The 10,760-nt window shown below is 71.4% G+C and carries 10 protein-coding genes; 7 read left to right on the top strand and 3 right to left on the bottom strand.

Translation table 11 applies throughout. The annotated features are described in order from the left end of the window. Nucleotides 1–158 precede the first annotated feature (158 nt). A complete protein-coding gene (locus ACFQ87_RS21110) occupies nucleotides 159–830 on the bottom strand; it encodes a Tat pathway signal sequence domain protein (protein WP_380612320.1) in 672 nt (223 codons plus the stop codon). Between the two features lie 322 nt (nucleotides 831–1,152). On the opposite strand from ACFQ87_RS21110, the gene ACFQ87_RS21105 reads away from it, so the two are divergent. The 3 genes from ACFQ87_RS21105 (at nucleotide 1,153) to ACFQ87_RS21095 (ending at nucleotide 3,295) form a co-directional block, all read left to right on the top strand. Then, nucleotides 1,153–1,905 (top strand): TetR/AcrR family transcriptional regulator, encoded by a 753-nt coding sequence (locus ACFQ87_RS21105; RefSeq protein ID WP_380612319.1) that lies wholly within the window; start codon nucleotides 1,153–1,155, stop codon nucleotides 1,903–1,905. A gap of 137 nt (nucleotides 1,906–2,042) precedes the next feature. Next, complete coding sequence (locus tag ACFQ87_RS21100; RefSeq protein ID WP_380612318.1) at nucleotides 2,043–2,699, top strand: DUF6230 family protein; 657 nt, start codon at nucleotides 2,043–2,045, stop codon at nucleotides 2,697–2,699. A 170-nt stretch (nucleotides 2,700–2,869) separates the two neighbouring features. Continuing rightward, on the top strand, nucleotides 2,870–3,295 hold the full coding sequence (locus ACFQ87_RS21095) for a DUF6114 domain-containing protein (protein WP_380612404.1): 426 nt from the start codon (nucleotides 2,870–2,872) through the stop codon (nucleotides 3,293–3,295). 143 nt (nucleotides 3,296–3,438) lie between these two features. On the opposite strand, the gene ACFQ87_RS21090 is transcribed toward ACFQ87_RS21095, so the two are convergent. Then, nucleotides 3,439–4,524 (bottom strand): NAD(P)-dependent alcohol dehydrogenase, encoded by a 1,086-nt coding sequence (locus ACFQ87_RS21090; protein WP_380612317.1) that lies wholly within the window; start codon nucleotides 4,522–4,524, stop codon nucleotides 3,439–3,441. Between the two features lie 174 nt (nucleotides 4,525–4,698). On the opposite strand from ACFQ87_RS21090, the gene ACFQ87_RS21085 reads away from it, so the two are divergent. Together ACFQ87_RS21085 and ACFQ87_RS21080 are read left to right on the top strand one after the other, a co-directional pair. Beyond that, nucleotides 4,699–5,592, top strand: coding sequence for a helix-turn-helix domain-containing protein (locus ACFQ87_RS21085; protein WP_380612316.1), 894 nt, complete (start codon nucleotides 4,699–4,701; stop codon nucleotides 5,590–5,592). 125 nt (nucleotides 5,593–5,717) lie between these two features. Further along, complete coding sequence (locus ACFQ87_RS21080) at nucleotides 5,718–6,962, top strand: globin domain-containing protein (RefSeq protein WP_380612315.1); 1,245 nt, start codon at nucleotides 5,718–5,720, stop codon at nucleotides 6,960–6,962. A gap of 5 nt (nucleotides 6,963–6,967) precedes the next feature. Here the strand turns inward: ACFQ87_RS21080 and ACFQ87_RS21075 are convergent, their stop codons facing one another. Next, nucleotides 6,968–8,371 (bottom strand): selenium-binding protein SBP56-related protein, encoded by a 1,404-nt coding sequence (locus ACFQ87_RS21075; protein WP_380612314.1) that lies wholly within the window; start codon nucleotides 8,369–8,371, stop codon nucleotides 6,968–6,970. 187 nt (nucleotides 8,372–8,558) lie between these two features. On the opposite strand from ACFQ87_RS21075, the gene ACFQ87_RS21070 reads away from it, so the two are divergent. Both ACFQ87_RS21070 and ACFQ87_RS21065 read left to right on the top strand, forming a co-directional pair. Continuing rightward, a complete protein-coding gene (locus tag ACFQ87_RS21070; RefSeq protein ID WP_380612313.1) occupies nucleotides 8,559–9,827 on the top strand; it encodes a DUF6236 family protein in 1,269 nt (422 codons plus the stop codon). 157 nt (nucleotides 9,828–9,984) lie between these two features. Then, nucleotides 9,985–10,760 (top strand): alpha/beta hydrolase (locus ACFQ87_RS21065; protein WP_380612312.1); only part of this gene is annotated, 776 nt, incomplete at its 3' end.

The raw sequence follows: 10,760 nt of genomic DNA, 5'->3' as shown, positions 1-10,760 counted from the left end.
GGCCCCGGGGGGGGGGGGGGGGGAAACCGGGCCCCCCCCCCCCCGCGGGGTTTCTTTGGGGGGGTTTTTTCCCCCGGCTCCCCCAACCCGGCTCGGGACACCCCCCCAACCCACCCCCCCCTCCCCCCCCCGCTTCGCCATGTCCTGGCCCTGGAAGGTCAGTTGACGTACAGGACCGGGCTGCCCGCGGCCGAGGTGTCGGTGACCGGGCCGTAGCTGGCGCTGAAGTAGCCGGTCGAGAAGCACAGGCCCGGGCCGGAGACCAGGTTGGCCGGCTGGTTGGCGAAGCCGATGGTGTTGCCGCTGTTCGAGGTGGAGCCGGAGATGCCGTTGGGGCTCTGGTAGTCGCATTCGACGGTGCCCAGGAGGGTGTTCAGCACCACCGTGATCCCCACGGGGCCGGCGGTGCCGCCGTTGAGCGAGACGTTGTTGCCGGAGCCGGAGGTGACCGTGTTGGTGTACGGCAGGCTGGTGGCGGTGACGCTCTGCACGCCCATGACGCCCATGACGCTGGAGGTGCAGGAGTCAAAGGACTGGCTGTTGAGCTGCTCGGTCGCGCTGCCGGGGGCGGCCGGGTTGGACGTCACGGTCGCGGAGAAGGAGGAGCTGGCGCAGCTGACGCCGTTGGAGCTGCCGGGGCCGTCGGTGAAGGTCGCGGCGGTGCCGGAGACCAGATTGGCGGTGAGGGTGTCGCCGACGGAGACGGCCGGCCCGGAGGCGTCGCCGGTGGTCAGGACGGCGGCGGCGTCGGCCTGGGCCGGTGCCACGGCGGCACCGGTGAGGGCGATGGCGGCGAGGGATGCGGCTGCGAGCGTGCGACAGATGCGCATGAGGGTGCCTCTCTCCGTCCGGAGACGGGTGGGGGAATCCCCGCGTGCGGGTGTGGTGGCGTGCGCGGCGGGGGAGGTGATGGCGTACCGAGGGCTCCGGCGGACTGCGGTACGCGTGGGCCCGGCGCCACGGGCCCCCGCGTGCGGTACGGCGGTGTGCAGGTGCGACCTCGCCGGAGGTGCGGCGGTGCTGTACGCGGCGGTTCGGATCGCGGCGGCACCGAGGTCGGCCGGTGGTGGCCTGCTCACCAACCGGTTGGAAACCTGTCAGTGTTGTAAACCCGGTCTTCCGTCAATGTCAATACAGGACACAGGAGTTGGGATGGATCGGAACTACCTCCGGAGTGCCGAGGTGATCCTGCTGCCGGGTGCCCGGACCGGCCGGGATCCGGCCAGATCGATCAAGCCCGGCCCCCGCCGGCTGCCCGCCGGGGTGGTCGCCGCGACCCAGCGCGAGCGGCTGCTGGACGGGCTGGTCCGGACGGTGGCCGAACGCGGCTACCAGCACGCCACGATCAGCGACATCTGCCGCGCGGCGGGTGTGACCAGGCCGGTCTTCTACGAGCTGTTCAGCGGCAAGGAGGACGCCTTTCTGGCCGCTCACCGGTACGGCACGGGGGTGGTGATCCGGCGGATGGCGGCGGCCTTCGCGGCCGAATCCGACTGGTGCGCCGGGATCCGCCAGGGGCTCGGCGTGATGCTCCAACTCCTCGCCGGGACACCGTCCTTCGCGACCATGGCGGTGATCGAGATCGAGTCGGTCGGACCGGCCGGCCGACACGAGCGGGACCAACTCCTCACCCGGTTCCGGGTGTTCTTCGCCGACGTGCCACAACTGCCGGGAAGCGTAGGGGTGCAGGAGATGGTCGACGCCGTGGTGGGCGGCGTCTACAGCGCGGTCCACCGCCGGATCGCCTCCGGCCGGACCGATCAACTGCCGGAGCTTCTCCCGGTGTTGAGCCTTTTCTGTCTCGCTCCGTTCCTCGGTCCGGCGCAGGCGGCCGCGCGGCTCGGGGCCGGGATTGGTGAAGATCCTTCGTGCACCCGTATTGACCCGGCCAATACCGGGCAGTAGCTTCCCAGTTACTTCGCGCTCCGACCGAGCCCGCCCCGCTGCCGAGGGGCGGACGGCCCGGTCGGGACGCGCAACGCTGTCCGCGCCAGGGCAACGTGCCAGTGCCTGCACACCCAATCCATTCACAGGGAGCACACATGGCCATGTCCGAGGACGCCGCAGCCGCGGCGGAATCCCCGCAGACGCCGACGGGGGCGAGAAGAGGCCGGGTACGGCTGAAGCGCTCGGTCCTGATGGCGGTACCGGCCGTCGCGGTCGGGGGCATCTTGATGACCCTCACCGCGCAGGGCGTGCTCGCCGCGCAGTTCTCCATCTCCGGCATGCCGTTCACGATCACCGCGGACAAGCTCGACGGGGACGGCTTCGCGCAGTTCGGTGCGATCGACCACATGATTCCGGACAGCCCCAACAAGGGGAACACCGGCGGCCAGGTGCTGGTCGCGGTGTCGGCGATCAAGACCGCCGAGATCACCAACCTGTGCCAGAGCGTCGACCTCGGCGGCGTCAACCTGGTGATCCACGCCGGCGACAACGGCACCCCGGTCTCCGCCTCCGACCTCACCACCGACTCCGATCTGCTGTCCGGCGACGCGGAGTTCAAGAACATCGAGATCGGTGGCGACGCCAGTACCTTCACCAAGGCCGGTGACGTCGGCAAGGGCGGCCGGGGTGTCTTCGGCCAGCAGGCCGACCACGTCCAGCTGACGCACCTCAAGCAGCACAACTACGCGAGCACGGCCGTCGGGTTCAGGCTGCCCAACCTGCGGCTGAGCTTCAGCTCCAAGGGCTGCTGAGCATGACGGAGTCCGTACCGGAGCCGACCGGGACCGGCGAGGGCGGCGTGCCGCGGCCCGAGGGGGTGGCGGCCGAGGGGACGGCAGCCGCGCCCGCCGCGGCCACGCCCGCACCCGTCGCTCCGGCCGTCGTCGCCCCGGCACCGGACGCCGGGCCCGCCGCGGGCCCGGTGCGGCGCGACTGGCGGGGCAAGCGACCGTTCTGGGGCGGGCTGCTGGTCACGCTCGGCGGCGCCGAGATCCTGTTCACGCTGTGGGCCCCGCTGCCCGTCCTCCTGCACATCGGGATGGCCGGGCTGGCGGGGTACCTGGTGCCGGTGGTGATGGTGCTGTGCGGCCTGCTGATCCTGTTCAATCCGACGCAGCGGCTGTTCTACTCCGTCCTCGCCGTGCTCGCCTCGCTGGCCAGCTGGGTGACCTCCAACCTGGGCGGCTTCCTGACGGGGATGCTGCTCGGGGTGGTGGGCGCCTGCCTGACCTTCGGCTGGTTGCCCGACCAGCCGCTGCGCCGCGGGCGGCAGCGGCGGGAGGACCGGCGCGCGGAGCGCCGGGCGGAGCGCCGGGCGGCGGCCGGGGCCAGGGCGGCGGGGGCCTGACCCGCGGCAGGGGATCAACGGCGGCGCCCGCGCCCTGGTGATGGGAGAGCACCAGGGCGCGGGGCGTAGCGTGGGTCGGTCGGCCTGTCGGTCAACTGGTCAACTGGTCGGCTGATCAGGCGGCCGAGGCAGATGGTCGAGGCTCAGATGGTCGAGGCGTCGATCACGAAGCGGAACCGGACGTCGCCGGCCAGCACCCGCTGGTACGCCTCGTTGATCTGCTCGGCCCGGATCACCTCGATCTCCGCGCCGATGCCGTGCTCACCGCAGAAGTCCAGCATCTCCTGGGTCTCCGGCAGCCCGCCGATCATCGAACCGGCCAGCGAGCGGCGCCCGGTGGCCAGCGGGTACGGGTGCATCGTGAGCGGCTTCTCCGGCATGCCGACCTGCACCAGGGTGCCGTCGGTGCGCAGCAGGCCCACGTAGGCGCTCAGGTCGAGGTCGGCGGAGACCGTGTTGACGATCAGGTCGAAGCTGCCCGCGAGCTCGGTGAAGGTCTCCGGGTCGGAGGTGGCCCGGTAGTGGTCGGCGCCGAGCTTCAGGCCGTCCTCGCGCTTGCGCAGCGACTGGCTGAGCACGGTGACCTCCGCGCCCATCGCGTGGGCGATCTTGACGCCCATGTGGCCGAGGCCGCCGAGGCCCACGATCGCGACCTTCTTGCCGGGGCCGGCGCCCCAGTGCGCCAGCGGCGAGTACAGCGTGATGCCCGCGCACAGCAGCGGCGCGGCGGCGTCCAGCGGCAGGCTGTCGGGGATGCTCAGCGCGTACGCCTCGTCCACCACCAGCTCCGCGGCGTAGCCGCCGTAGGTCGGCAGGCCGTCCTTGCCCATGGCGTTGTAGGTGAAGACGGCGCCGCCCTCACCGGTGCAGTACTGCTGCAGGCCGGCCTTGCAGTTGTCGCACTCCCGGCAGGAGTCGACGAAGCAGCCGACCCCGACCCGGTCGCCGGCCTTCCAGCGGGTGACGCCCGGGCCGACCTCGCTGACCACGCCGGCGATCTCGTGGCCCGGGACCATCGGGAAGATCCCGGTGCCCCAGTCCTCGCCGACCTGGTGGATGTCCGAGTGGCAGATGCCGGAGTAGTGGATGTCGATCACGATGTCGTGCGCGCCGACGGCCCGGCGGGTGACGGTGGTCCTCGCCAGCGGGGCGTCGGGCTGCTGTGCCGCGTAGGCGGCGACGGTGCGGGTGGCGGCGTTCTGCGTCGTCTCGTTGGTCTCGTTCGTCATGACCACAAGACTGCGGCGGCGCCGGAAGGCCAACCAGACCCGAGATCGTCGTACGAAGGCGGGGCGTACGACAGCGGGGCGTAGGGAAGCGGAACGTAGGACTGCGTAACCTACGCACGGCAGTATCACCCTGACCCGCACCCGGGCGCGTCGGATCGCCCGCATACTGCAGTCATGGACCAGCGCACCGAACTCAGCGAGTTCCTCCGATCCCGCCGCGCCCGGCTGCGGCCCGAGGACGTGGGCCTGCCGGACACCACCACCCGCCGGCGGGTGCCCGGACTGCGCCGCGAGGAGCTGGCCCAGCTGGCCGGAGTCAGCACCGCCTACTACACCAGGCTCGAACAGGGCCACGGCGAGAGCGTCTCCGCCGCCGTCCTCGACGCCATCGCCCGGGTGCTGCGGCTCAGCCCCGCCGAGCGCGACCACCTCGGCCGGCTCACCAAGCCCGCTCGCCGCCGCGCCGGCCGCGCCGCCGCCCGCCCGCAGCGGGTCCGGCCCGCGCTGCAGCAGCTGCTGGACGCGATGGAGGGCGTGCCCGCGTACGTGCTCGGGCGGCGGCTGGACATCATCGCCTGGAACCGGCTCGGCACCGCCCTGCTCGGAGACTTCGCCACGATGCCGCCCGAGCAGCGCAACATGGCCTGGCACGTCTTCCTCGACCCGGCCGCGCGCGAGCTCTACCAGGACTGGGAGAGCAAGGCCACCGACGTGGTCGGCATCCTGCGGCTGGACGCCGGGCGTGACCCGGACGACCCCCGGCTCGCCTCGCTGATCGGCGAACTCTCCGTCAAGAGCGATGACTTCCGCCGCCTGTGGGCCACCCACCGGATCCAGGACAAGGGCCACGGCACCAAGCACCTGCACCACCCGGTGGTCGGCCGGCTCACCCTGCAGTACGAGACGCTGCGCCCGGCCGGGGACGGCGACCAGGTGCTGGTCACCTACCACGCCGAACCCGGCTCCGCCTCCGCCGAGTCCCTTCGGCTGCTGGCCAGTTGGGCGGCCACCGAGCTGCGCGCGGAGTCCGCGGACGCGGCTGAGCGGACCGCCGAGCAGAGCCGGTAGGCGTTCGACCGGTTGGTTGACATGGTTCGTCGACCGGTTCGTCGACACAGGGCCGATGGTCCCGGGGCCGCCCGGGGCGATCGGCCCTTCTCGTGCCAGGCGGGCGGCAGTTGACTGGGCAGGTCATGGACAACAGCAGCAGCAAGGCCACCGTCACCGCCGAGTACGACCGTCTGATCGCCCGCCACCACGCGATGCGACTGCGGCGCCAACTCCTCGCCCCCGCCTCGCCGTCGGGGCCCGGATCCGGACCCGACCACGGCATCGGCGGCAGCGAGGGCTACGACGGCGCGAGAGACCAGCACCTGATCCGGCGCGACCTCGACCTGGTCGCCCCGCTCGCGGAGCTGATCGACCACCTCTACGCGGTCATGTTCCGCCGCCGCCCCTACCTGCGACCGCTCTTCCCCGCCTCGATGGAGTTCCAGCAGACCCACCTGGAACGGATCTTCCACCACCTGATCGGCCATCTGCACCGCCCCGCCAAGCTTGACCGGACGCTCCGTCAACTAGGTCGAGACCACCGGAAACTGGGCGTCCGACCGGTCCATTACGAGGCCTTCGAGGAGGCCCTGTGCGCGGCCGTCCGGCACCGGGCCGGCGAGCGCTGGACCGAGGAGCTGGAAGCCGCCTGGGTGCGGATGCTGCGCTTCGCCGTCGGCGCGATGGTCGCCGGCGCCGACTCCGCGCTCACCGAACCCCCGTACTGGCACGCCGTGGTCACCGGCCACGAACGCCGCCGCCCCGACCTCGCCGTCCTGCGGGTGCGCACCGGCGAGCCCTACCCCTACCGCGCCGGACAGTACGGCACCGTCGAGCACCCCACGCTGCCGCACACCTGGCGGCAGTACTCGATGGGCTGCGCCCCGCGCGCCGACAACGAGGTGGAGTTCCACGTCCGCCGCACCGGTCCCGGCGGCGTCAGCGCGGCCCTGGTCGAGCACACCGCCGTCGGCGACCGGCTGCGCCTCGGACCGCCGCGCGGCAGCCTGCTGCCCGACGGCGGCGCCCGCGACCTGCTGCTCGTCGCCGGTGGCAGCGGGCTCGCCCCGATGAAGGCGATCATCGAGCAGCAGGCCGCCCACCGCCCGGCCGGCCGCCGCGTCCACCTCTTCCTCGGCGCACGCGACCGGACGGACCTCTACGACTGGCGGGCGCTCTCCGAACTCGGCTTGGACAAACCGTGGTTGTCGCTCACCCCGGTGATCGCGGGCCGCCTCGCCGACACCGTCGCGGCCGCCGGGGACTGGCGCGAGCACCTGGCCTGCGTCAGCGGCCCGACCGGGATGGTCGCCTCGGTGCGCTCCGAGCTGCTGTCGGCGGGGCTGCCGTCGGCGCAGGTCCGGTACGACCAGGTGCTCTACCGGTAGGCCGGCTACCGGTAGCAGTAGGAGTCGGAGGAGGCGTCGCCACCCGCCAGATGCGTCTGGTGGACGCGCAGGCCCCGGAAGTCGTCGCCGTGCGGGAAGAACCGCTCGTCGATGCTCAGGCCGCCGGCCTCGGGATCGGCGTCCAGCTTGACCATCCACGGCTCGATGCCGTCCGGGTAGAACTGGTCGTCCCAGGCGCCGTAGAGGGAGTTGGTCAGGTACAGCCGCCGCCCGTCCCGGCTGATCTCCACCATCTGCGGCGCCCCGCTCAACGGCCGTCCCGGCTCCGCCGGGTGCGGCGTGCGGGCCACCACTCCGCCGAGCCGGACGGAGGAGGCCAGCCGGGGGTGGAACGGGTCCGAGACGTCGTACTGGAACAACTCGCCGGTGCCCCAGGCCGACACGTACAGCCAGCGGTCGTCCACCGACAGGTTGATGTCCGTGACCAGCGGCGGCACCGCCCCGAACGGCCGCAACGCGGGCGGCAGTTCCTCCGCCTCGGCCGGCTCGGCGGGAATCTCGATCACCTTGCGCGCGGTGAACGCCGGCCCCTCCCGGTACCAGAGCCAGACCGAGGAGGAGAGGTCCTCGACATTCGTCACCACCCCGGCGAACCCCCACTCCGCCTGCGGATCGTGCGCGGGACGCAGCTCCAGCACCATCTGGTACTGGTCCCCGAGATCGATCCGCTGCAGATGCCGCCCGGTGCTCAACTCCCAGAAGTGCAGCGCGTGCCCGTACTTGCGGGCCAACAACTGCTCGGGCAGCACCCCGTCCTCCACCATCCACGGGGTACCCCACTCGCTGGTCACCCCGACATCGGTGCCGAGGTGCCACCAGACGTCGTAGGCGAAGTGCTGCGGACCGCGCTCGGTCTCCCACGGGCGGAGCACCTCGAAGGTGCTGTGGTCGAGCAGCGCCACCCCGCCCGGCCCGTCGGTGCCCTCGGCGGAGCCGAGGCAGGACAGGAACACGCCGTCCGGGCCGCAGTGCAGGGTGTGGGGGCGCGAATAGCCCGCCCTGGCGGCCAGCTCCTTCGCCTCGACGGTCTTGATCAGGCGCGGACGGACCGGGTCCGGACGGGTGTCCATCACATGCAGCCGCGACGACCGGAGCCCCGGGAGGAGTAGGAACCGCCGCTCCGGGTTCTCGTGGCAGGCGTGTGCGAGCGCACTGGAGCAGGCGTTCCACCCGAAGTGGTGCAACTCATCACCCACCGTGGGCAGTTCAGCGAAGTTGAGCACCTTCCCGTAGCTCGCCGACTCCGGATCCGTGTCGACGGTCAGCAACGCGTCCGGCTGCCGCGCCGACCGGTCGAACCCGGCCACGTACGCCAACGTTTCCGGCGGCGCGGTGATCGCCTCCGCGGCCGACCGGTAGAGCGACGGATCGGTGTGCCCGTGCTGCATGCAAACTCCCCAACTCGCCTTGTCCGTCCGGGAAGCGTTCCACAGAACCACCGGCGCACAGCAGGCGCACGAGAAGCGGTCGGGAGGCGCGGAACCGGGAGCGGGATCGTGCTGGCCCCTTCCACAGTCCTGCGCCTTCTGTGAAGCTGGAGCGCGACTGTGTGTCGCCGGCGTCGATGAGGGCGGGATGACGGTGTCTTCGATTGCGCTGTACTACCCGTGGATGCACTTCCAGGACGACAACTGGCTGAAGCTGGCGCTCCTGACCTGGGACCGGGTCGCCCGGATGCGGCCGCTGCAAACGCGGGACGGTGACGAGGAGCTCGTACACCGGCTGAAGGCCGAGACGGACTTCATCGTGGAGACCGCTCCGAGCCCGACGATACTCGGCGAGGTCGCCGATACCTTCCTGGAGATCCTCGGCACCGATCTGGAACGGGTTCGCGCATACTACGGGCTGGCCCCGTCGTCCTCAGGGGGTGACTGGCCGGATCGTCGACGGTACGCAGCCGACTGGTTCATGTTCGAGCCTCCGCCCAGCCAAGGGCCGTGGCAACCGGAGTACGAGCCCGTTCCCGGCGGATTCCTGCTGCCGATCCCGGTCGAGGGCCCCGGCACCAAGATTGCGTCCCGGCTCGGCGATCAGCTGGCCTGGTCGGGGCTGGGGGAGCGGAGATCCTCGTGGATCGGGCTCCATCCCAAGTTGGGCTCGATCTATCTGGCGGTACTCGCCGATGCCGTCGCCAGGAGTGAGTTTCTCCTCCCGGCCACCGATGACCTGCGGGTGCACCACGCCATCGGTGCGACCGACCGACTGACGGGACTGCTCTTCGACCAGGACGTGCGCGTCCCGGCTCTGGAGGACGTCGAGAGCGCCTATGTGTCGCTGGCCCTGCGAACCGTGATCGAGCCGGCGAGCTTGGATCAGACGCCGGTGGCAAAGCTGATCCGGTTCCGCGAGGACCACAGGGCCGAACTGGTCGCCTTCCAGGAGCATGTGGCGGGTCTTGCCCCGAAGCTGCAGGCCATCGCACAGGTCGAACGTCTCGAAACCGCGGTCGCCCATCTCGACTCGCTGTACAAGTCGGCGACGAAGCCGCAGCTCGACGAGCTCCGTAGGGCGCTGAGAGGTCTCGGTATCGAGTCGTCGGCGGGTGCGATGGCACAGAAAGTCGACCTGACGGCCGCGGGGGGAACCCTCCTCGGGGGAGTCGCCGCCGCGGGCGGTCAGCTCGCCGTCGCGGGCGCGGCCGTCGCCGTGACCCTGGTGCCCTATGTGGCGAGCAAGGCCAGGGCCCGCAATCAGCAGGTGAGGAGCTCGCCGGTCGCCTATCTCCTGGCGGCAGACCGCACCTTGAACGGTCGCGCACTCCTGCGAGCTCCGCGCCCAGGAGCACCCGGACGCGCCCCGAGCCACCGCCGGACGCTGGCCTGGTGGCGCGGCCGCAACAGATGACGGGAATCAGGGCAAGGTCAGCGGCACTGCCCGAGGGCCCGGTCATGCGATCCAGCCGCCGAGCGCTCCGCCCCTACCGGCCGGTATCGTCGTGGCTCGGAACGGGTGGTCACCTGCCGTAACGGGCGGGCGGAGCAGAGGGACGGGTTCAGGGCAGATGGAGTTTCGGGAAGACATCCTCGGTGCCCCCTACGAGGCGGCCGAGCTGACGCTGCGGCCCGATGACGAGGGCGCCGTCTGCGCCACCCTCGTCCGGCGGCTGGTGCCGGGGGCGGACCGGGCCGTCCTGTACATCCACGGGTACAACGACTATTTCTTCCAGACCAATCTGGCGGACCACTACACCGACCTCGGCTTCTCCTTCTACGCCCTCGACCTGCGCAAGTACGGCCGCTCCCTGCGGCCGCACCAGTCGCCGAACTTCGTCCGGGACCTCGCCGAGTACGACGAGGAGATCGACGAGGCGGTGCGGATCATCCGGGAGACGGACGGGCACCGGCAGCTGCTGCTGAACGGGCACTCCACCGGCGGGCTGGTGGCCGCCCTGTGGGCGGGCCGGCGGGCCGGGCAGGGGGTGGTGGACGGGCTGTTCCTGAACAGTCCGTTCCTGTCGATGCCGGCCGGGCAGGCCGTCCGGACCGCCGGGGGCCCGGTGGTGACGGCGATCGGGAAGCTGGCGCCGACCCGCATCCTGCCGTCCTCGCTGAACCCGCACTACACCCACAGCCTGCACAAGGACCACAAGGGCGAGTGGGACTTCGACCTGACGCTGAAGCCGGCGGAGGGCTTCCCGCTGTTCGCGGGCTGGCTGTCGGCGATCCACCAGGGGCACCGGCAGCTGCGGTACGGGCTCGGGATCGATGTGCCGGTGCTGCTGATGGCCTCGACGAAGTCGATCTCCACCACCAAGTGGCACAACGCCCTGCACCACGC

This window comes from Kitasatospora sp. NPDC056531, assembly GCF_042794375.1.
GTDB lineage: Bacteria > Actinomycetota > Actinomycetes > Streptomycetales > Streptomycetaceae > Kitasatospora.
Note: the sequence above shows the minus strand (reverse complement) of the source record. Positions and strands in the feature narration are given on the sequence as shown.